Raw genomic sequence first — 19,380 nt, 5'->3', positions numbered from 1 at the left:
CGGCCGACGCCAAGGCCGAAGCCCGGACCCAGGCGAGACCGACGCCAATGCCAAGGCCAAAGCCGAAGCCAAAGCCAATGCCAATGCCAAGGCCCAAGCCCAAGCCGAAGCCCAAGCCCAAGCCGAAGCCGAAGCCCAAGCCCAAGCCCAAGCCGAAGCCGAAGCCGAAGCCGAAGCCCAAGCCCATACAGAGAAACTTCAGTTGCCTGAGCACTCCATCGATTTGCCGATCACCCGCGCGGCGCGTGCCTTGGCCGCCGGCGACCCATTGACGGCGCTGAACCAGGTGTCGCTGCGTGACGATGCCCCGGCGCTGGCCTTGCGCGGCATCGCCATGGCGCAACTGGGCGACTTCGCCCGGGCCAACGCGCTGTTGCGCAAGGCCGCGCGTGCCTTCGGGCCAGCGAACCCGGCCGCGCGCGCCCGTTGCATCGTGGCCGAAGCCGAAGTCGCCTTGGCCTCGCGCGATCTGGCGTGGCCCGAAAAGTCGCTGGCCGCCGCTCGCACCGCCTTGTCCGTCCACGGCGACCCCGTCAACGCTGCGCACGCCGCCTACTTGCAGGCGCGGCGGCTATTGCTGCTGGGTCGCCTGGACGAAGCCGACCAGGCCCTGGCCGGCGTGGACGCGCCGGCCATGCCTGCCGCGTCCCGCGCGATCCACGAATTGATCGCGGGCGGCATCGCGCTGCGCCGGGTGCGCGCGCACGACGCCGCAGCGGCGCTGGCCCGTGCCGAGCACGCCGCGCGCCAGGCCGGCGTGCCCGCCTTGGTGGCCGAAGTGGACCACGCCGTGCAGGCGCTGCACGCGGTGGCCGCCCGTCACGTCACGCCGGACGGCACGCGCGACCTGACGCTGGCCGACGCCGAGGCGCTGCTGGCGTCCCCGGCGCTGATCGTCGACGCGTGCCGCAATGCCGTGCGGCAAGGCGAACGGATCGTGCCTTTGGCCAGCCGCCCGATTCTGTTTGCCTTGGCGCGGTTGCTTGCCCAGGGCTGGCCACACGATGTCAGCCGCGAATTCCTGATTGCCCGCGCTTTTCGCACCGGCTTTCAAGACGATTCGCATCGCGCCCGCCTGCGTGTGGAAATCGGACGCTTGCGGACCGCGTTGCGGCCATTGGCGGCGGTGACCGCCACGCGTGACGGCTTTGCGCTGCAACCCCACGCCGATCTGGGCGTCATCGTGCTGGCGCGTCCGGTCGACGTGGCCGACCGGGATCACGCCGCGGTGCTGGCTTGCCTGGTTGACGGCCAGGCCTGGTCCAGCTCGGCCCTGGCGCTGGCGCTGGGCGCCAGTCAGCGCACCGTGCAGCGGGCGTTGGATGCGCTGGCCGCGTCGGGCCAGGTGCTGCCGCTGGGCCACGGCAGGGCGCGCCGCTGGACGACGCCCAGCGTGCCGGCGTTCACGACAAGCTTGTTACTCCCCACTCTCATGCCCGGTCAGTAGGATGAAGTTTCCCCTCTTTCAAGGAAGCAACCATGAAACGAAGCCAAGCTGAAATCGTCCGTGAATACGGCCCGTTCCCCGGTGCCGACGCCGTGCATGGCGTCAGCTACGACGGTCGCCATGTGTGGGTCGCGCTGGGCGAAAAGCTGATTGCGCTGGACCCCGAGTCCGGCGAAACCCTGCGCACGCTGGACGTCGTGGCCAATGCCGGCACGGCCTTCGACGGCAAGCATCTCTATCAGATCGCCGAAGGAAAAATACAGAAGCTGGACCCGGTCAGCGGCAAGGTGCTGGCAAGCATTCCCGCGCCGGGCGGCGGCGATGACTCGGGCATGGCCTGGGCCGACGGCTCGTTGTGGGTCGGGCAGTACCAACAACGCAAGATCCACCAGGTGGACCCGGAGACGGGCCGCGTCCTGCGCACCATCGATTCGAACCGCTACGTGACCGGTGTCACGTGGGTGGACGGCCAGCTGTGGCACGGCACCTGGGAAGAAAACGCACGCGAATTGCGGCGTCTTGAGCCCGACACGGGCGCCGTGCTGGAAAGCATCGACATGCCCGAAGGCGTGGGCGTATCGGGTTTGGAATCCGACGGCGCCGATCGCTTTTTCTGCGGCGGCGGCAACGCGGGCAAGGTGCGCGCCGTGCGCCGCCCGACCTGATTCACCCGCACGCCGAACGGCGTTCTTGCCCGCGCGCCGCCATGTCCGCACATGGCGGCGCGCTTGCTTTATTGCGACCAAACGCGCTAGGTCCTTCGGCTAGGGTAAGTCCTGACAAACAGCTGATTGTCAGCCGTTAGTCAGGAAGGTTTAATCAGCACAAAGTTGCAACGCAGTCGTAGCCCCGACACCGGGAAGCTCGCAGCAGGCGTTTCCCCGCGTCCCCCGCAGGTGCAGTTACTACACGCTGGTCCATGTAGTCCACCAAGGAGACAAGTAGCCATGCAACACGTCACAAAGCCCCGCCGCAAGTTCATCTCGGGCGCTGCCGTCGCCGGCGCCGCCGCACTGGGTTTCCCTGCCGTGACACGGGCGCAGAATGCGCCGGTTTCATTGCGGTTCCAAAGCACCTGGCCCGCCAACGACATCTTTCACGAGTTCGCGCGCGACTATGCGCAAAAGGTCAACGACATGGCCGGCGGTCAGTTGAAGATCGAAGTCTTGCCGGCCGGCGCGGTGGTCAAGGCGTTCGACCTGCTGGACGCGGTATCGGCCGGCACGCTGGACGGCGGGCACGGCGTCGTGGCCTATTGGTACGGCAAGAACACGGCCGTGGCGCTGTGGGGCTCGGGGCCGTCATTCGGCATGGATGCCAACATGTTGCTGGCCTGGCATGAATACGGCGGCGGCAAGGAATTGCTGACCGAAATCCAGAAGGCCATGGGCGTGAACGTGGTGTCGTTGATGTACGGCCCGATGCCGACGCAGCCGTTTGGCTGGTTCAAGCGCCCGGTCACCAAGGTGGAAGACGTCAAGGGCGTGAAGTTCCGCACGGTGGGCCTGGCCATCGACATGTACACGGCCATGGGCGCGGCGGTGAACGCCTTGCCCGGCGGCGAAATCGTGCCGGCGCTGGATCGCGGGCTGCTCGATGGCGCCGAGTTCAACAACGCGTCGTCCGACCTGGCGCTAGGCTTTCAAGACGTGTCCAAGATCTGCATGCTGCAAAGCTTTCACCAAAGCGCGGAGCAGTTTGAAGTGCTGTTCAACAAGGCCAAGTACGACTCGCTGCCGCCGCACTTGAAGCACGTGCTTAGCTACGCGGCGCAGGCCAGCAGCGCCGATATGTCGTGGAAGGCGGCAAACCGCTATTCGCAGGACTACATCAAGCTGCAGAAGGAACACAACGTCAAGTTCTACAAGACGCCGGACGCCATCTTGCAGCAACAGTTGAAGATCTGGGACGAGATGATCGCCAAGCGTTCCGCCGAGAATCCGCTGTTCAAGAAAGTGCTGGATTCGCAGCGCGCGTTTGCCGAGCGGGTGGGGCGTTGGCACGGGGATACCTCGGTCAACTACCGGATGGCCTACAACCATTATTTTTCGCGCACCAGCAAGCCGGCCTGACCTCATCCCAGGCCCATCGATGCTTCGTCTTATCCGCCTGATCGACCGCGTCTCCACCTTCGTCGGCAAGACCTTTGCCTGGCTGATCGTTGTGCTGACCCTGCACGTGTGCTGGGAGGTGGCGGCGCGGTATCTGCTGAACCAACCCAGCGCGTGGGCGTTCGACATGCAGATGATGTATTACGGCGTGCTCTTCATGATGGCCGGCGCCTACACGCTGGCGAAGAACGGGCACGTGCGCGGCGACATCCTCTACGGCTTTCTGCCGCCGCGCGTGCAGGCGGGGTTGGACGTGCTGCTGTACCTGGTGTTCTTCTTTCCCGGCGCCATCGCGCTGGTCTGGGCGGGCTGGTATTACGCCGGCTACTCCATCGCCATCGGCGAGCATTCCTCGCTGATGGCCAACGGGCCGCCCATCTATCCGTTCAAGGCGTTCATCCCCGTGGCGGGCGCGGTGTTGCTGCTGCAAGGCGTGGCCGAGGTGCTGCGTTGCGTGCTGTGCCTGCAACGCGGGGCGTGGCCATCGCGCGAGGAAGATGTCGAGGAAGTGGACGTGAACAAGCTCAAGAAAATGGTGCACGTCAAAGACGAGGACATCGTCCAGCTTGACCGCTACGTGACCCCGCCCGGGGAGCCGCGCCGATGAAAATCCACAAGGCCTTGTGGTTCGGCTTGTCGTGCATCGGAATCGTGCTGCTGATGATCGCGTTCCTGACGCCGTGGGGCGAACTGACCACGGGGCACATCGGGCTGTTGATGCTGGCGCTGATCGTGGTGGCGATCATGCTGGGCTTTCCCACGGCGTTCACGCTGATGGGCATGGGCGTGCTGTTCACCTTCCTGGCGTACTACATGCAAAGCGCCGACGCGGGTCGGTCGGTGGGGCAGACGCTGGACCTGATGGTGCAGCGCACGTACGCCACGATGACCAACGATTCGCTGATTTCGATTCCGCTGTTCGTGTTCATGGGGTACCTGGTCGAACGCGCCAACCTGATCGAAAAGTTGTTCCGGTCCATGCATCTGGCGCTGGCGCGCCTGCCGGGCGCGCTGGCGGTTGCCACGCTGGCCACGTGCGCGATCTTCGCCACGGCCACCGGCATCGTCGGCGCGGTGGTGACGCTGATGGGGCTGCTGGCCATGCCCGCCATGTTGAAGGCGGGCTACAGCGTGCGCCTGACGGCGGGGTCGATCACGGCGGGCGGCTGCCTGGGCATCTTGCTGCCGCCGTCGGTGATGCTCATCGTCTACGGCGCGACCACCGGCGTGTCGGTGGTGCAGCTGTACGCGGGCGCGCTGTTTCCCGGCATCATGCTGGCCGGCCTGTACATGCTGTATGTGATCCTGGTGGCCAAGCTGCGTCCCGACATGGCGCCGCCGCTGCCCGTCAGCGAACGCGGCGTGCCGCTGTCGCCCGAAGCCAAGACGCTGGCCGCCGCCGGCTACACGCGCGCGTTGTCGGGCATGGTGGCGGCGCTGTTCAAGGGGCGGCGCAATCACGGGGTGCCGTTCGGCTTCATGCTGCGCAACCTGGTCACGGTGCTGGCGCCGCTGGCGCTGACGGTACTGCTGGTGGCCGTGGTGCATCACGGCGTGACGCGTCCGATCGTGGAATACGACATTCCGGCGGAATTGCAGTTGGGATCGGGCGGGTTTGATTCCGGCCTGAGCGAGCCCGGCGCGGACGGCTTGGCAGAGCCGCCGGGCGGGGGGTTTGCGGAGCCTCCCATCGGTGGGCTGGCGGAGCCACCCGTCGGGGGACTGGCGGAGCCTCCCATCGGGGGACTGGCGGAGCCACCCATCGGGGGACTGGTGGAGCCACCCATCGGGGGGCTGGCGGAGCCACCCGTCGGGGGACTGGCGGAGCCACCCATCGGGGGACTGGTGGAGCCACCCGTCGGCGGGTCGGCGGCGCCTTCCGCTGGTCAATTGGCGGAACCGCCATCGCCCGGCGCCGCGGACTCGTCCGCCTCTGCGTCCCGCCCCGCACCCACCGGGTTTTGGATATTCGTCGCCGTCTGCGCGGTGGTGCTGGCCGTGTTCTATGCCGCCCTGACGTGGGCGCGGCTGGAAATCTTCAAGATGCTGATGGGCTCGTTCTTTCCTTTGGCAGTGATGATTGCCGCCGTGCTGGGCTCGATCGCGTTCGGCCTTGCCACCCCCAGCGAAGCGGCCGCCATGGGGGCCATGGGCGGCGCCTTGCTCGCCTTGGCCTACCGCCGGCTGAACCTGCCCGTGCTGCGCGAATCCGTATTCCTCACCGCCAAGACCACCGCGATGGTGTGCTGGCTGTTCGTGGGCTCGTCGATCTTTTCCGCCGCGTTTGCGCTGCTGGGCGGCCAGCGCATCATTGAAGAATGGGTGCTGTCGCTGGGCTTGACGCCGATTCAGTTCCTGCTGCTGGCGCAGGTCATCATCTTTCTGCTGGGCTGGCCGCTGGAGTGGACCGAGATCATCGTCATCTTCATGCCCATCTTCGTGCCTCTGTTGAATGCCTTTGGTATCGACCCGCTGTTCTTCGGCCTGCTGGTGGCGCTGAACCTGCAAACCGCCTTTCTGTCGCCGCCCGTGGCCATGTCTGCCTTCTATCTAAAGGGCGTCTCGCCGCCGCACGTGACGTTGAACCAGATCTTCCTGGGCATGATGCCGTTCATGGGGATCCAGGTAGTGGCGATTTTCCTGTTGTACGTGTTCCCGGGCATCGGCATGTGGCTGCCCACGGTGCTGTATCGCTAGGCCGGACGATCCGTGGTGGCGGAATGTGCCGGCGCTGTCTCGGCGCTGTCTCGGCGCTGTCTCGACGCTGTGTCGGCGCATTGCCGGTGCTTTGCCGGCGCTTTGCCGTGCATTGCCATGCCCATGCCTTGCCGACCCTTTGCCCGCGCTTACTCGCGCACCAGATACGCCTGCCCACCCGGTGCCAGATACGGCGTCAGGTCCTTGAACGGCACCGTGGCGTGCGTGCCCAGGCACACGCCCATCGCGTGGCCCACGCCGGATACCGACAAGGTCAGCACGCCCGGAGCCTCGGTTCCCAAGGCCAGATAGCTGGGCCAGAGGTCCGAGCATTCCTTCAGCGAATCATCGTCACCGCCCTCGATCTTCATGTCGGCTTGCGGGGCGCGGGCCTTGTCGATTAACGCAAGCAGCGCGGGGCTGGCTTCGCGCCATCCGTTTTCGCCCGGCACGTACGCATCCAGCACGCGGTTCCAATCCAGGTATTTGCCTTGAAGCAGGTCGAACGTGTAGGGCTCGAAATGGTTGTTGGGGTGCGCGCCGCCGCAGTACAGGCTGCCGGATTCGGTCACGGTCATCAGCGCGGTGGATAGCCATTGCACGGTGATGGCTTCCTCGTCATAGCTGCCCAGCGTGCCGGCGGCCGGATTGTCGTTGGTGTAGGCAGACGCCTTGCAAGCCAGCGCCGCCAGGCTCATCTGCCAGTGGCGCTGTTCAAGCAGCGCGTTGACGCGGGCCATCACCTGAGGATCGGGGTGGCGGCTCAGGCGCGGGTAGCTGAACTGTGTGCGGGGGTCGCGCCACATGCGGTAGGCGACGGCGCCGGTGCCGCTGTCAGCGCCGACCGGCACGGCGTGGCCGGCCAGCTTCAAGGTCTCGTAGGGGGCGTTGTTGGCGTTGATGCTTACGCCGTGATCGATGCCGCTGCCCATGCCGCCGCTGATCGCATCGGTAACGGCCTGCCCGCTGCCCGGCGCCAGCGCGCGAGGGTCGTACCGCGCCACGCGGCGCAGCGCGAAGGCGCGTTGTTTGCCCGTGCGGGCATCGACCCAGTGGCCGCGATACCCGTCGCCGTCGCGGTGCCCTTGCCAGGTGGCGGCTGCGGCGGCCTCGGCGTCCGGGGCAATGCCCGCTTCCTGTAGTTCATAAAACAGCCGGGGTTCCGCCAGGGCTTCGGGCGCGCCTTGCAAGGGGATGTCGACGCCGTGCTTCGGATAGAAATACCGGCCCGTCACGGGGCTGCCGTCCGCCCCTTGACCCTCCAATTCCATCACCACCTCGCCCGCGCCTTCAAGCGTGCCGACGTAGACGGTGCGTAAGCGGGTTTCGGCGGGTGCGGCCGCCACGGCACCGGCCGCCGCGGCACCGGCCGCCTCAACGTAGGGGGGCGATGCGATCAGCGCCAGTGCGGCAAGCATCAGACGGACAAGCGGGATAGGGGACATGGCGCAGTGTGGAAGACGGATGACAACGGGATGATAGCGGCCCCGTTCAGTCCGGATCACCGGCAGTGTCAATATCGTCACTTGCCAATCGGTGTGACGCCAGCAAAAACCGGCCCGCCTGGGTGCGCGAGGTATGCGCACGGCGGCTGGCGGGCACGCCGACCGCCGCGACCGAACGCCTGTGCAAGCGCGCACTGCGGTCGGTCGGGCCGTAGCGGCTGCGTTCAAAGCTGGCTCATGCCGCCATCCACGATGATTTCGGTGCCCACGATAAACGCGGATTCCGGCGCCGCCAGATGCAATACGGTCGAAGCCAGTTCCTGCGGTGTGCCGAAGCGGCCCAGCGGGATCTGCGCCTGGATGCCGGCGGCCGTTTTTTCCAGGGTGGCTGCGTCCAGGCCCAGCTTGCCGTAGATGGGGGTCGCGATCGGGCCGGGGCTAACCACGTTCACGCGGATGCCTCGGGGCAGCAGCTCGGCCGACAGCGTCTTGGCCAGCGAGATCAGCGCGGCCTTGCTGGCGGCGTAGATACTGGAGGCCGGCATGCCGATGTGGGCGTTGATCGACCCGTTCAGCACGATGGACGCGCCCGGGTTCAACAGCGGGTCCAAGGCCTGTAGCTGAAAGAACACGCCCTTGATATTGGTGTTGAAAGTTTGGTCCCACAGGTCTTCGGTGGCCTCGGCCAAGGTCGCAAACTTGGCGATGCCTGCGTTGACGAAAACGGCGTCCAGCCGCACGTCCGCGTCTTTCAGTGCCTGGGCCAGCGCAGCCGAGGCGCCCGGCGCGCCGGCCACATTGCGGATGGCCAGCGTGTTGCCGCCCAGCGTGGCCCGCGCGGTTTGCAGCGCGGCTTCGTCGCGGCCCGTGACGATGACGCGGGCGCCTTCGGCTGCAAACGCTTGCGCTGCCGCCAGGCCGATGCCGCTGGTGCCGCCGGTGACCAATACGTTCTTGTGTTCAAAACGGTTCATGGTGATCTCCTTGGGAGTCGTTCGATAAGGTGTAGTCATGTTGCGCCTGGGGCGGCGCTTTGTCGTACCATCTTTCGAACGAACACGTTCGAAGGAATTGCACATGTTGACCGCCCATGAACTGGCGCTGCTGGAAGCCATCAGGGACAGCGGCAGCCTGTCTCGCGCGGCGGTAAAGCTTGGCCGAGCGCCATCGTCCGTGTCGCACGCGGCCCGCCAACTGGAAGAACGCTTTGACGCGCTGCTGTTCGACCGCCGCCGCTACCGGCTGCAACTGACGCCCGCCGGGCAGCTGCTGGCGGACGAAGCCGCGCGGCTGATGCTGGACGTGTCCCGGCTGACGCAACGCGTCAAGCAGGTAGCCAGCGGTTGGGAAGATCGGCTGCATATCGTCAGCGACGAGATCCTGGAATTTGAATTGATGTCGCCGTTGATACATGCGTTTGATCGCCTGGATTCCGGGGTGAGCCTGCGCTTGACGCATGAGGTGCTGGGCGGCACGTGGGAGGCGCTGCGTGAAGGCCGGGCCGACCTGATTGTGGGAGCGACGAACGAGCCCCAAGCTATGCCGAATCTTCAGTGGGCGCAATTGGGGGCAATGGAATGGTTGTTCGCGGTGGCGCCGCGCCATCCCCTGGCCAAGCTGAAAACGCCCTTGCGGCAAGACCAGATTCAGCAGTACCGCGCGGTGGTGGTGGCGGACACGTCGCGCGGGGCGGCGGCGCGCGGCTATGGCCGGGTCAGCGGTCAGCCGGTGCTGGCCGTGCCCAGCATGCGCGCAAAGATCCTGGCGCAGCGCGACGGCCTGGGCATAGGCTGGGTGCCGCGCCACCGTGTGGCGTCGTTGCTGGCGCGCGGGGAATTATTGGAAATGGCCACCGAGACACCGCGTGAACCGAACATGCTGTACCTGGCATGGCGCGGCGGTCACGAGGGCCGCGCGTTGAAATGGTGGCTGGAGCAGTTGCGCCAGCCCACCATGGCGGCGGCGCTGATGCGGGGCGTGGATGCGTTTCGCTGATGTGCGAGTCCTGGCCTGTTAATCCGGCACATCACAAGGCACATCACAAGGCACATCACAAGGCACATCGCGCTGGCATGACACGGCGCGCCACATCGTCCGTCAAACTGCGCGGGCGATGCCTTCGGCCGCCAGCGCCGCCTGCACACTCGGCCGCATTTCAATGCGCGCCATATAGTCAGCCAGCACGGGTCGGCCCGCCAGATCGATGTCAAAAAACCGGGCCCATCGCAGCACGGCATACAGGTAAGCGTCGGCCACGCCAAAGCGGTCGCCAAGCAGGAAGGGCACAGATTGCAAAACGCCCGCCAGATAATCCAGCCGCTTTTCCACCCGGGCCTGCCACCACTGGCGCGCCTCGGCGGGCAGGGCCCGGTTGAACAGCGGGCCAAAGCCGCCATGGATTTCGGTGCTGATGAAGTTAAGCCATTCCTGCAAGCGGCTGCGGTCCCAGGTGCCGTTGGGCGGCGCCAGCCCGGCTTGCGGGTTCAGGTCGGCCAGATATTGCACGATGGCGGGTCCTTCGGTCAGCACTTGCCCGTCGTCCCGTTGCAGCGCGGCAACGTAGCCCTTCGGGTTGATCGCCAGGAAGTCGTCGCCGTCCTCGGTGCGCTTGGTTTGGTTGTTCACCCGCACCAGGGTAAAGGGCAGATCCAGCTCGCGCAGCACGATGTGCGGCGACAGCGAGCAGGTGTCGGGGGCGTAGTACAGCTTCATCGGTCGGTCCTTCGGTTCAGCAAGAAGGGCAAGCATGAGGCCGCGCCAGGCATGCGTAAAATTACTTCTTCAAAAATGTGAAATAAGCAGAGCTGATGCCATGATGAACCTGATGCACTGGCGGCTGGTGTTGGCCGTGGTGGACGCCGGCAACATCACGCACGCGGCGGCCGACGTGGGCATGACCCAGTCCGGCGCCAGCCAGGCCATCGCCAATCTGGAAGACATGCTGGGTGCGCCGCTGTTCACGCGCGACCGTCGGCAGACGTTGCCCACGGCATTGGGCCTGCGGGTGGCGGACGAGGCGCGGACCATGCTGGATGCGCTGGGGCGCATTCAAAATATGGCGCAAGACGCGTGCGGCACGGCGCGCGGTACGTTGCGCCTGGCCAGTTTTCCGATGGTGTTTTCCACCATCATGCCGCCGGTCCTGCGGCGTTTTCGGCAGCAGCATCCGGGCATCGACGTGGTGTCGCTTGAAGCCTCGGATGACGAGGTCGAAGCCCTGCTGGCGGCGGGCACCGTGGATGCGGGCGTGGTGCTGAACGCCGCGCCCGGGCGGCACGTGTGTCCGCTTGGCCAAGACGAATGGATGGCCGTGCTGCCCGCCGCGCATCCGCTGGCCCGCGCGGGTGACGCCGTGGACCTGGCGGCGCTGGCGGCGCAGCCTTTCGTGCTGGCTACAGGCGGATGCAGCGTGCACGCGCAGAGCGTGGCGCAGGACGCCGGCCTTGCCATCGATGACGTGCGCGCCACGGTGCGCGACTGGAGCAGCGCCTTTGCGCTGGTGCGTGAAGGCGTGGGCGTGGCGCTGGTGCCCGCGCTGACCCTGCCTGAAAACCGTCGCGGCCTGCGCGTGCTGCGGCTGGCGCAGCCCTTGTACCGGTCGTTCGGGCTGGCGGCATCGGCGCAGGCGGCCGACAGCGCGCCGGTTCAGGCCTTGTTTGCAATGTTGCGATCCCAACAGGAGGACCGGCGCGCGCCTGCGCCTTTGTCCGCGCCTTTGTCCGCGCCTTTACTCGCGCCTTTACTCGCGCCTGTGCCCACGCCTTTGCCCTGAGGCCTTTTCCTTGATGATCGTGGTCGTCATGCGTGCCGAATTTGCCACATGCTTGCGGCGCGCTGATGCGTGTTTGCCTTTAAGCTCCGACGGATAAGCGGATCGCCACCAACGTCGATGCGCCAAACTCGATGCACCAAACACAACAGTCCCAAGGACGGATATGGAAGAGACAACAACAAACGCGGCCATGAACTGGCCGCAACTGGTGGACGACCTGAACAAGCTGCTGCGCTTGAAGACCACCGTCATCGGCATGAAGCTGTTCGAAAACGACGCCGACATGGCCGGCATCAAGGGATTGCGCCGGCCGCAAGCCACGCACACCACGGATCAAATCGTGGGCATGGCCGCGCGGCTGGGGTGGACGGTGGGCATCACCGGCAACGATCTGGTCGGCGCGCAATGCCGCGCCGTGATCGGGCTGGGGCCACAAGACGAAGACTGGAAAAGCGGCAAGGATTACGTGGGCGTGTGGCACGCCACCGAAGCCGATGCGCGGGCACGGCAGGAAGCCTTGTCTTGTGTGCCGGCGGGCAAGTATCGCGGGCTGGTGGTGTCGCCGCTGGCGTCGGGCCGGCTCAACCCGCCCGACATCTGCCTGATCTACGCCACGCCCGGGCAGATGATTATTCTTATCAACGGCTTGCAGTGGAAGAACTACCGCCGCTTTGACTGGAGCGTGGTGGGCGAGACCGCCTGTGCCGACTCCTGGGGCCGGGCGCTGGCCACGGGTGAACCCAGCTTGTCCTTGCCCTGTTTTGCGGAACGCCGCTACGGCGGCGTGCCCGACGAAGAGATGCTGATGGCGCTGCCGCCGCGCTACCTGCCCATTGCCATCGAAGGCATGAAGGCACTGGCCGCCAACGGCTTGCGCTATCCGATTGCCCCGTATGGCATCCAGAACGACGTGCGGGCCGGCATGGGCGTCAGCTACGCACAGCCGCCCGCGCGCGGCGCTTAGAGGGGGTGGTGCAGCGCATCGGCAAAGGCGCGGGCGGCGGGCCCCAACGGCATGTCGATGCGGTGCGCCAGGTACGTCTCGGTCTCAACCTGGCTGCCGCGTCCCAGGCTATGCGTGGGCAGGCGCACCAGCCGGCCTTCGGCCAGGTCGCGCTCTACCTGCCACAGCGGCAGACGGCCCCAGCCCAGGCCCGACAAGATCAGTGCGTGTTTGGTGTCCTGGCCGCTGACGCGGCAGGTCTGCGGCGACAGCACGGCAAAGTCGCGTCCTTCACTTAAACCGGACGAGTCGGATTGCACGATCTGCAAGTGGTCGGCCAATTCCGGGGCGCCCAGCATGGCGTTGCCCGCCGGGTTGCTAGCCGGGTTGCCGCTCGGGTTGCTAGCCAGGTTGCTAGCCAAGTCGCCGGCTGCGTCGCCGGCTGCGTCGCCCGCCGCGTTGCCCATCGCGTTGCCCATCCGGTAGCCCACCACTTTGCGCGCCAAAGGATGGCCGACGCCGACCACCGCCACCATCTGCACCGACGACAAGGCCTGCACGGCGATCCGTGGATGGCGGAAGTGCTCGCCCGCAATGATCCCAAGCGTATGGTTGCCCGACAGCAGCGCGTCGATGGGACCACCCAGCGGCAAGACCGCCACGCGCGTGGCCACTGTGGGATAGGTGGCGCGCATGGCCTTCAGCGCCGCGCCCACGTCGGCAATGGGAAACAAGGTGTCCACGACCAGTGACAGTTCCAGTTCGACCCCCGTGCCCATACCCTGAGCACGAGCGCGCATGGCGTCCACCCGCAGCAGGATGTCGCGCGCGTTGGCCAGCAGCGCCTGGCCTTGGGGCGTCATCACGGGGCGATGGCCGGCGCGGTCGAACAACGTCACGCCCAATTGCTGTTCCATATTCGCAATGGCGTGGCTGACCGCCGACTGCACGCGGGACAGGCTGCGCGCGGCCGCGCGAAAGCTGCCGGCATCGGCCACGGCGACGAACACACGCAATTGGTCCAGGGTCAGGGCATCTATCATCGGGCGGGCCGGTGGCCGGTTCGGTTCGGTTCGCTTCGCTTCAGGCCGGCTAAATTGGGCGGCTTGATCTAATCGATCGATCATTCTCATCGAAAAATAATCACTTCTCAAGATCGCGCGGGGCGGGCATGCTGGCGCCTTCGCATGGGTAATGAGGCAGGCATGAGCCAGGTTGAAACCCGTTGGGCCGGCGTGGGGGCCATTGTGGGCGCGGGCGTGGTGGCGTCGCTACAGGTGGGCAAGGTCATCATTGCCGCGCCGCTGTTGCGCCAGGACATGGGCCTGGATCTGGCGTCGATCGGCACGCTGACCGCCGTGTTTTCCCTATTAGGCGTCGTGGGAGGCATCGCCTCCGGCGGCGTGATCGCGCGTTTCGGCGCGCGCCGCATGCTGCTGCTGGGCTTGTTGGCCACGGCGCTGGGCACGGCCACGGGCGCCATTGCGCCCAGCTACCCGCTGTTGCTGGCGTCGCGCGTCGTCGAAGGCCTGGGTTTTCTGATGATTACCGTGGCCGGCCCGGCCGCCTTGCAGCGCCTGGTGTCGGCGTCCGGTCGGGATTTTGCCTTTGCTCTCTGGAGCTGCTACATGCCCACCGGCATGGCCATTGCCATGCTGGCCTCGCAGGCGTTCGAGCACTGGCAGGCAGTTTGGTGGTGCGCGGGCGCGGCAGTGATCGTGTCGCTGGCCAGCGTGGCCGCGCTGCTGCCGGCTGGGCAAGCTGCTGCGCCCGCGCCCTTGTCCTGGCGCGGCATGCGGCAGGATACCGTTGATACGCTGAGCGCGGCCGGGCCGGTGCTGCTGGCCTTGTCGTTCACGCTCTACAGCCTGATGTTCTTCGCGCTGTTCACCTTCCTGCCGGTGCTGCTGATGGATCAGCTTGGCCTGACGCTGGCCCAGGCGGGCCTGTACAGCGCCATCGCCAGCGCCGCCAACATCGTCGGCAACCTGGGCGCGGGCGTGCTGCTGGCGCGCGGCTGGCGGCGATCCACCTTGATCGCCTGCGCCAGCGTGACGATGGGGGTGGTGGCGCTATTGATTTTCCGTTCCGTGCTGCCGGCCATGCCGACCTTTCTGCTGTGCGTACTGTTCTCGGCGGTGGGCGGCCTGATCCCCGCCACCTTGCTGGGCACGGCGCCGCTGGTCGCGCCGCGTCCGGCGTTGACGGCGGCGTCGGTCGGGCTGGTGATGCAGGGAAGCAACCTGGGGCAGGTGATCGGGCCGGTCACCGTGGGCGGCGTGATCGACCGCTACGGATGGAGCGCGGCGTCGACCATCGTGCTGGCGGCGGGCCTGGGCGGCGTGTTGATCGCGGCCGCCTTGCGGCGCGTGCGTGCGGCACGCTTGTAGGCGCCTATCAAAGGCCATCCCGTGCAGGCTACGTTTTGCATGCTGAAGCTGATGCTGAGCGACTTGTGCGCGTGCGGGACCCGCTATAGCGCCACGGGGACCGGCACCGGCTTGACGCGCACCGCGCGCAACACGCCCACCATCAGGCACGCGATGCCCACCATTGTCAGCGGCTGCGGCATCGTGCCGCGCAGGATGAAGGCGTACGCCAGCGCGGCCAGCGTTTCGAAGACGATGAGCTGGCCGGCCAGCGCGGTGGGCAAGCGCTGGCTGGCTTCGTTCCAGCACAGCGTGCCCAGCCAGGAGGCGAACAGCCCGATGGCAATCATCAAGCCCAGGAAGCGTTCCGGGTTGGGACCCAGCGGCATGTCAAAGCCGCTATCGGCGGCGGCCATGCCGATCCACAGCAACCCGTAGCCAGCCAGCGCCAGCGGCAACGTCGCCAGCCCTTGCGCGGTGGCCCAGGTGCTGGGGCTGCGGTCGGGGTGCGCCCGCAGCCAGTCGGCATTGCGCAGCGGATACCAGGTCCAGCAGGCGACGGCCACCAGCGCCAACAGGGCGCCCACTGCGTAGCGCGACAAGTCGGCATCCGCGTCCTGGCGCAACGCTTGCAGCTCTACCTGGTTGACGCAGCCGATGCCGAACGCGATCAAGGCCAGCGAGGGGGCCAGCCGCTTCCACGGCAGTTTGCCGTCGCGGCGCGCGTTACGCAGGTTGGCGCACACGGCAATCACGACCGGCAGCGTGCCGATGATCATCGTGGGCACGGGGCCGCCCGCGCGTTGGATGGCGCTGGCCAGGCACAGGTAGTACAGCAGGTTGCCGATGGCGGCCAGTTTCAGCGCCTCGATCCAGTCGGCACGGCGCAGTTGCCGCAGCCGGTTGCGGTCCAGCCATGCCAGCGGTAGCGCAATCAGGCCAAAGGCCAGGTAGCGCGCCACCGATTGCAGCGCGGCCGGATATTCCGGCAGCAACAATGGCCCCACGAATACCAGCCCCCACATCAAGCCCGCGGCCAGCGCGTAAAGGGTTCCTGCCCACATGCCTAGCTCTCCTGCGTATCGATGGGGCAGTCTAGCCAGGGCGGGCCGGCAAATCTTGTACCAGATTGCGGTGCGGCCGGCGCATGCGCGCAGCCGCTGGGCGCTTGGCGCTTGCGGTGGGTCCTTATCCTGTCAGGGCTTCGAAGGCGGGGCGCGCGCCTGCCTATCGGCGCACCTGCTTCTGATAGCGGGCGGGCGTCACGCCGTAGCGGCGTGAAAATGACCGCGTCAAATGCGCCTGGTCGGTCAGACCCGCCGCCAGCGCCACCTGCGCCGGCGCAATGCCGTCGGCCAACAGGCGCTTGGCTTGGAACAGCCGCAGTGCCATCAGCATCTGCTGCGGCGTGGCGTGATAGTGCGACTGAAAGCGTCGCAGGAAATGAAAGGGGCTGAGTCCGGCCACCGCCGCCAGCTCGTCCAGCGTCAAGCGACGCGACAGGTTTGCCCGCAGATAGTCGATGACAGGCGCAAAACGCGGCGCGCCCTCGGTCGGCGCGTTATTCGGCACCCGGGCGTGACGGCGGAATTCATGGACCAGCGTATACAGCGCGCTGTCGAAAGCCAGCGGTTCATGTGCCTGCCATAAGCGGTCGAGCAGGGCGGTGACGCGCTGCGCGCTGGCCGCGTCATGGCCGACGGCCGCGTTGAACCACCAGCCGCTTTCGCCAGATACCCGCGCCACCACGTCGGGGTCGATGTACGCCATGCGATAGCGCCAGCCGCCCACCGTTTCGGCGCGGCCGGTGTGCAGTTCGTCGGGGTTCATCAGCACGACCGAGCCCGAAGGCGCCAGGTGGTCCGCACCGCGATACCGGAAGCGTTCGACGCCGGATTCGATGGCGCCCAGTCCATAGGCTTCGTGCGTGTGGGGTTCGAAGGCGTGGCGGATGATGTGCGCGCGGTACAGCTCCACGCCGGGCTGATGCGCGGCGCGGCGGAATTCGGCGCGGTCATTGGGATGATCGAACGCCGCCGGCACGCCCGTCAGCGCGGGGGCGTCGAGCGTGGGGGAAGACGGGGAGGCGGCGAGCGGGGAAGCCATGCTTCGGATTTAAGCACGGTCCGGAATCGGCGGATGCGTCGGCGTGTATGAAGCCAATGCAAGGCCCTGGGCCAAGGGGAAGCCGAAGCCGGAGCCGAAGTCGAAGTTGAAGCCGAAGCCGGAGCCGGAGTCGAAGTCGAAGTCGAAGTCGAAGTCGAAGTCGAAGCTGTAGCCGAGGCCGAAGCCGAAGCCGAAGCCGAAGCCGAAGCCAAAGTCGAAGCCCGAGCCAAAGTCGAAGACAAAGACAAAGCGGCTATTCCCGCATCGCTTTCGCGCGCCCCAGCAGCAGTTCGCGTTCGCGAGCATTGCGCGTCATGCCTGCCGCGCGCTCGAATTCTCCGTGCGCTTCCGCTTTGCGGCCTAATTTGGCCAGCAGGTCGCCGCGCACGCTGGGCAGCCAGTGGTAGTTAGCCAGCGCGGGCTCGTCGGCCAGCGCATCGACCAAGTCCAGCGCCGCCTGAGGCCCGAACGCCATGCCCACAGCCACGGCGCGGTTCAGCGCGACCACGGGCGAGGGCACCAACTGCACCAGCGCGTCGTACAGCGCAACGATGCGCGGCCAGTCGGTGTCGCCGGGCGTTGCCGCGCGCGCGTGGCAGGCGGCAAGTTCGGCTTGCAGGACATAAGGGCCGGGCGGCCCGCCCAGCGAGGCGGCGCGGGCCAGGGCGGCCAGCCCGCGCCGGATCAGCAAGGGGTCCCAGCGGGCGCGGTCCTGGTCCATCAGCAGGACGGGCCGGCCCTGGGCGTCCGTGCGCGCATGCAGGCGCGAGGCTTGCAGTTCCATCAACGCCGCCAACCCGTGCACCTCGGCCTCGTCCGGGCTCAGTTCGGCCAGGATGCGCCCCAGGCGCAGCGCCTCGTCGCACAGCGCCGGGCGCATCCAGTGGTCGCCGGACGTGGCCGAATAACCTTCATTGAAGATCAGGTATATGACTTCCAGCACAGAGGCCAGGCGCGGGCCGCGGTCTTGCGCGGCGGGGACTTCAAACGGCACGTTGGCCGCGGTCAGGTTGCGCTTGGCGCGCACGATGCGCTGCGCAATGGTGGATTCCGACGCCAGGAACGCGCGGGCGATCTCGGCGGTGGACAGGCCGCCAAGCAGCCGCAACGTCAATGCCACGCGCGCGTCGGTGGACAGCACCGGGTGGCAGGCGGTGAACAGCAGGCGCAGCAGGTCGTCGCCGATATCGTCCTGGCGCGCGGCGTCCAGCGCATCGACGAAGTCGGGCTCCACGTCCGCCTGCAAGGCTTCAAGTTCGTGGCCGATCTGCTCGTGCTTGCGGGTGTGCAGCGCGTCCAGCCGCAAGCGGTCGCGGGCGCGGTTTTTTGCGGTCGTCATCAGCCAGGCTCCCGGGTTGTCCGGCACGCCGGTGTCGGGCCAGCGTTCCAGGGCGGCCACCAGCGCATCCTGCGCCAGTTCTTCGGCCAGCCCGACGTCGCGCACCAGCCGCGCGACGCCGGCGATGACGCTGGCGGCCTCGATCCGCCAGACCGCCTCGATAGCGCGATGCGTGGCCGCTTGTGTCATGCCTGTCCGGACTGATCGGTTTTGTCGGCTTTGTCGGCTTTGTCGGTTTGGCCGGATTGTTCGACGTGGCCGGGCTCCATGTAGACCAGCTCCCAGATATGGCCGTCCAGGTCCTCGAAGCCGTGCCCGTACATGAAACCGTGGTCCTGCGGTTGGCGCGGCGCGGTGCCACCAGCCGCCACGGCGCGGGCCACCAGGTCATCAACTTCGGCGCGGCTGTCGCAAGACAGGCAGAGCAGCACTTCCGTTGCCTTGGTGGCGTCCACCAGCGGCTTGCTGGTGAAGCCCTTGAAGAAATCGCGCGTCAGCAACATGGCGTAGATGTCGTCGCTGATGACCATGCAGGCGCCCTGGTCGTTGGTGAACTGCGGATTGAAGCTGAAGCCCAGTTGCTTGAAAAAGGCTTGCGATTTCTGCATGTCGCCGATGGCGAGGTTGACGAATATCTTCTTGTGCATGGGAAGTCTCCGGGGAAGGGGCGGTGGGATCAAAGGCGGGGTCAGCGGGTGGGGCCGGTCAAGTCACGAAAGCGTTCCACTTCCTTGCTGGGTTCGAATTCGTCCAGCTCAAAAAGTTGGCGCACTTCAATCTCGCAGGGCTGGCCGGGAAAGGGCTGCGGAAAGCGCAGCGCCCATTGCATCGCTTCCTCGCGCGAGCGCACTTGAATCAGGGTGTAGCCGGCAATCAATTCCTTCGTTTCCGCAAACGGCCCGTCGATGACCTGGCGCTGGCCGTCCAAGTACTGTACGCGCCAACCTTTGGACGTGGGGTGCAGGCCGTTGGCATCGAGCAGCACGCCGGCCTTGGCCAAGGCTTCGTGGTACGCCAGCATCGAGGCCAGCAGGCTTTCGTCGGGCATCATGCCGGTTTCGCTGTCGGGCGTTGCCCGGACGAGGATCATGAAACGCATGGGTCTCTCCTTGATGGGGTGGGTATCAAGACGACGAACGGCGTTCCTTCAA

At 66.6% G+C, this 19,380-nt stretch carries 19 protein-coding genes; 9 read left to right on the top strand and 10 right to left on the bottom strand.

What is annotated here, in order from left to right; genetic code table 11:
• The first annotated feature begins 217 nt into the window (after positions 1-217).
• From YH64_RS27510 to YH64_RS27490, 5 genes are all read left to right on the top strand, one after another.
• On the top strand, positions 218-1,447 hold the full coding sequence (locus tag YH64_RS27510) for a hypothetical protein (RefSeq protein ID WP_046807512.1): 1,230 nt from the start codon (positions 218-220) through the stop codon (positions 1,445-1,447).
• A 32-nt stretch (positions 1,448-1,479) separates the two neighbouring features.
• Positions 1,480-2,112, top strand: coding sequence for a glutamine cyclotransferase (locus YH64_RS27505; RefSeq protein ID WP_046807488.1), 633 nt, complete (start codon positions 1,480-1,482; stop codon positions 2,110-2,112).
• A gap of 282 nt (positions 2,113-2,394) precedes the next feature.
• On the top strand, positions 2,395-3,519 hold the full coding sequence (locus tag YH64_RS27500; protein WP_046807489.1) for a TRAP transporter substrate-binding protein: 1,125 nt from the start codon (positions 2,395-2,397) through the stop codon (positions 3,517-3,519).
• A 19-nt stretch (positions 3,520-3,538) separates the two neighbouring features.
• Positions 3,539-4,165: a TRAP transporter small permease subunit gene (locus tag YH64_RS27495; protein WP_046807490.1), complete on the top strand. Its 627-nt coding sequence runs from the start codon at positions 3,539-3,541 to the stop codon at positions 4,163-4,165.
• The gene (locus YH64_RS27490) at positions 4,162-6,255 is read left to right on the top strand and encodes a TRAP transporter large permease subunit (protein WP_082134667.1); all 2,094 of its coding nucleotides are present in this window, start codon (positions 4,162-4,164) and stop codon (positions 6,253-6,255) included. The genes YH64_RS27495 and YH64_RS27490 overlap by 4 nt, the downstream gene beginning before the upstream one ends.
• Positions 6,256-6,404: 149 nt before the next feature.
• On the opposite strand, the gene YH64_RS27485 is transcribed toward YH64_RS27490, so the two are convergent.
• Positions 6,405-7,700: a hypothetical protein gene (locus YH64_RS27485; protein WP_052946129.1), complete on the bottom strand. Its 1,296-nt coding sequence runs from the start codon at positions 7,698-7,700 to the stop codon at positions 6,405-6,407.
• A 224-nt stretch (positions 7,701-7,924) separates the two neighbouring features.
• Positions 7,925-8,674 carry an SDR family oxidoreductase gene (locus tag YH64_RS27480; protein ID WP_046807491.1) on the bottom strand — a complete coding sequence of 250 codons (750 nt, stop codon included), beginning with the start codon at positions 8,672-8,674 and terminating at the stop codon, positions 7,925-7,927.
• A gap of 103 nt (positions 8,675-8,777) precedes the next feature.
• On the opposite strand from YH64_RS27480, the gene YH64_RS27475 reads away from it, so the two are divergent.
• A complete protein-coding gene (locus YH64_RS27475; RefSeq protein ID WP_046807492.1) occupies positions 8,778-9,695 on the top strand; it encodes a LysR family transcriptional regulator in 918 nt (305 codons plus the stop codon).
• 102 nt (positions 9,696-9,797) lie between these two features.
• On the opposite strand, the gene gstA is transcribed toward YH64_RS27475, so the two are convergent.
• Positions 9,798-10,412 (bottom strand): glutathione transferase GstA, encoded by a 615-nt coding sequence (gene gstA / locus YH64_RS27470; RefSeq protein ID WP_046807493.1) that lies wholly within the window; start codon positions 10,410-10,412, stop codon positions 9,798-9,800.
• Positions 10,413-10,512: 100 nt separating this feature from the next.
• On the opposite strand from gstA, the gene YH64_RS27465 reads away from it, so the two are divergent.
• Positions 10,513-11,472 (top strand): LysR family transcriptional regulator, encoded by a 960-nt coding sequence (locus YH64_RS27465; RefSeq protein ID WP_082134668.1) that lies wholly within the window; start codon positions 10,513-10,515, stop codon positions 11,470-11,472.
• A 163-nt stretch (positions 11,473-11,635) separates the two neighbouring features.
• Positions 11,636-12,436 (top strand): DUF169 domain-containing protein, encoded by an 801-nt coding sequence (locus YH64_RS27460; protein ID WP_046807494.1) that lies wholly within the window; start codon positions 11,636-11,638, stop codon positions 12,434-12,436.
• Here YH64_RS27460 and YH64_RS27455 read toward each other — a convergent pair.
• Positions 12,433-13,458: a LysR family transcriptional regulator gene (locus YH64_RS27455; RefSeq protein WP_046807495.1), complete on the bottom strand. Its 1,026-nt coding sequence runs from the start codon at positions 13,456-13,458 to the stop codon at positions 12,433-12,435. The genes YH64_RS27460 and YH64_RS27455 overlap by 4 nt on opposite strands.
• A gap of 162 nt (positions 13,459-13,620) precedes the next feature.
• On the opposite strand from YH64_RS27455, the gene YH64_RS27450 reads away from it, so the two are divergent.
• A complete protein-coding gene (locus YH64_RS27450; RefSeq protein WP_082134669.1) occupies positions 13,621-14,805 on the top strand; it encodes a CynX/NimT family MFS transporter in 1,185 nt (394 codons plus the stop codon).
• An 83-nt stretch (positions 14,806-14,888) separates the two neighbouring features.
• Here YH64_RS27450 and YH64_RS27445 read toward each other — a convergent pair whose 3' ends face one another.
• The 6 genes from YH64_RS27445 to YH64_RS27420 all read right to left on the bottom strand — a co-directional run bounded on the left by YH64_RS27445 (position 14,889) and on the right by YH64_RS27420 (position 19,328).
• Positions 14,889-15,848, bottom strand: coding sequence for a DMT family transporter (locus tag YH64_RS27445; protein WP_046807497.1), 960 nt, complete (start codon positions 15,846-15,848; stop codon positions 14,889-14,891).
• Between the two features lie 163 nt (positions 15,849-16,011).
• Complete coding sequence (locus tag YH64_RS27440) at positions 16,012-16,890, bottom strand: AraC family transcriptional regulator (protein WP_255444788.1); 879 nt, start codon at positions 16,888-16,890, stop codon at positions 16,012-16,014.
• Between the two features lie 9 nt (positions 16,891-16,899).
• The gene (locus YH64_RS27435; protein WP_143215561.1) at positions 16,900-17,196 is read right to left on the bottom strand and encodes a hypothetical protein; all 297 of its coding nucleotides are present in this window, start codon (positions 17,194-17,196) and stop codon (positions 16,900-16,902) included.
• Entirely contained in the window at positions 17,144-18,418 is a 1,275-nt protein-coding gene (locus YH64_RS27430) for an RNA polymerase sigma factor (protein WP_046807498.1), read from the bottom strand. Before YH64_RS27430 ends, YH64_RS27435 begins: the two co-directional genes overlap by 53 nt.
• Entirely contained in the window at positions 18,415-18,876 is a 462-nt protein-coding gene (locus tag YH64_RS27425) for a VOC family protein (protein WP_046807499.1), read from the bottom strand. Before YH64_RS27425 ends, YH64_RS27430 begins: the two co-directional genes overlap by 4 nt.
• Before the next feature lie 41 nt (positions 18,877-18,917).
• Positions 18,918-19,328, bottom strand: coding sequence for a YciI family protein (locus YH64_RS27420; protein WP_046807500.1), 411 nt, complete (start codon positions 19,326-19,328; stop codon positions 18,918-18,920).
• Positions 19,329-19,380 lie beyond the last annotated feature (52 nt).

The sequence above is a fragment of the Achromobacter sp. LC458 genome (assembly GCF_001005835.2).
In the GTDB taxonomy this organism is placed as follows: Bacteria; Pseudomonadota; Gammaproteobacteria; order Burkholderiales; family Burkholderiaceae_B; genus Achromobacter; species Achromobacter spanius_B.
Note: the sequence above shows the minus strand (reverse complement) of the source record. Positions and strands in the feature narration are given on the sequence as shown.

Coding starts and splice junctions, on each gene's coding strand:
- YH64_RS27485 (WP_052946129.1), bottom strand. CDS start 7,700: ATGTCCCCTATCCCGCTTGTCCGTCTGATGCTTGCCGCACTGGCGCTG.
- YH64_RS27420 (WP_046807500.1), bottom strand. CDS start 19,328: ATGCGTTTCATGATCCTCGTCCGGGCAACGCCCGACAGCGAAACCGGC.
- YH64_RS27430 (WP_046807498.1), bottom strand. CDS start 18,418: ATGACACAAGCGGCCACGCATCGCGCTATCGAGGCGGTCTGGCGGATC.
- YH64_RS27505 (WP_046807488.1), top strand. CDS start 1,480: ATGAAACGAAGCCAAGCTGAAATCGTCCGTGAATACGGCCCGTTCCCC.
- YH64_RS27435 (WP_143215561.1), bottom strand. CDS start 17,196: ATGCTCGCGAACGCGAACTGCTGCTGGGGCGCGCGAAAGCGATGCGGG.
- YH64_RS27460 (WP_046807494.1), top strand. CDS start 11,636: ATGGAAGAGACAACAACAAACGCGGCCATGAACTGGCCGCAACTGGTG.
- YH64_RS27500 (WP_046807489.1), top strand. CDS start 2,395: ATGCAACACGTCACAAAGCCCCGCCGCAAGTTCATCTCGGGCGCTGCC.
- YH64_RS27465 (WP_082134668.1), top strand. CDS start 10,513: ATGATGAACCTGATGCACTGGCGGCTGGTGTTGGCCGTGGTGGACGCC.
- YH64_RS27480 (WP_046807491.1), bottom strand. CDS start 8,674: ATGAACCGTTTTGAACACAAGAACGTATTGGTCACCGGCGGCACCAGC.
- YH64_RS27490 (WP_082134667.1), top strand. CDS start 4,162: ATGAAAATCCACAAGGCCTTGTGGTTCGGCTTGTCGTGCATCGGAATC.
- YH64_RS27425 (WP_046807499.1), bottom strand. CDS start 18,876: ATGCACAAGAAGATATTCGTCAACCTCGCCATCGGCGACATGCAGAAA.
- YH64_RS27450 (WP_082134669.1), top strand. CDS start 13,621: ATGAGCCAGGTTGAAACCCGTTGGGCCGGCGTGGGGGCCATTGTGGGC.
- YH64_RS27475 (WP_046807492.1), top strand. CDS start 8,778: ATGTTGACCGCCCATGAACTGGCGCTGCTGGAAGCCATCAGGGACAGC.
- gstA (WP_046807493.1), bottom strand. CDS start 10,412: ATGAAGCTGTACTACGCCCCCGACACCTGCTCGCTGTCGCCGCACATC.
- YH64_RS27440 (WP_255444788.1), bottom strand. CDS start 16,890: ATGGCTTCCCCGCTCGCCGCCTCCCCGTCTTCCCCCACGCTCGACGCC.
- YH64_RS27445 (WP_046807497.1), bottom strand. CDS start 15,848: ATGTGGGCAGGAACCCTTTACGCGCTGGCCGCGGGCTTGATGTGGGGG.
- YH64_RS27455 (WP_046807495.1), bottom strand. CDS start 13,458: ATGATAGATGCCCTGACCCTGGACCAATTGCGTGTGTTCGTCGCCGTG.
- YH64_RS27495 (WP_046807490.1), top strand. CDS start 3,539: ATGCTTCGTCTTATCCGCCTGATCGACCGCGTCTCCACCTTCGTCGGC.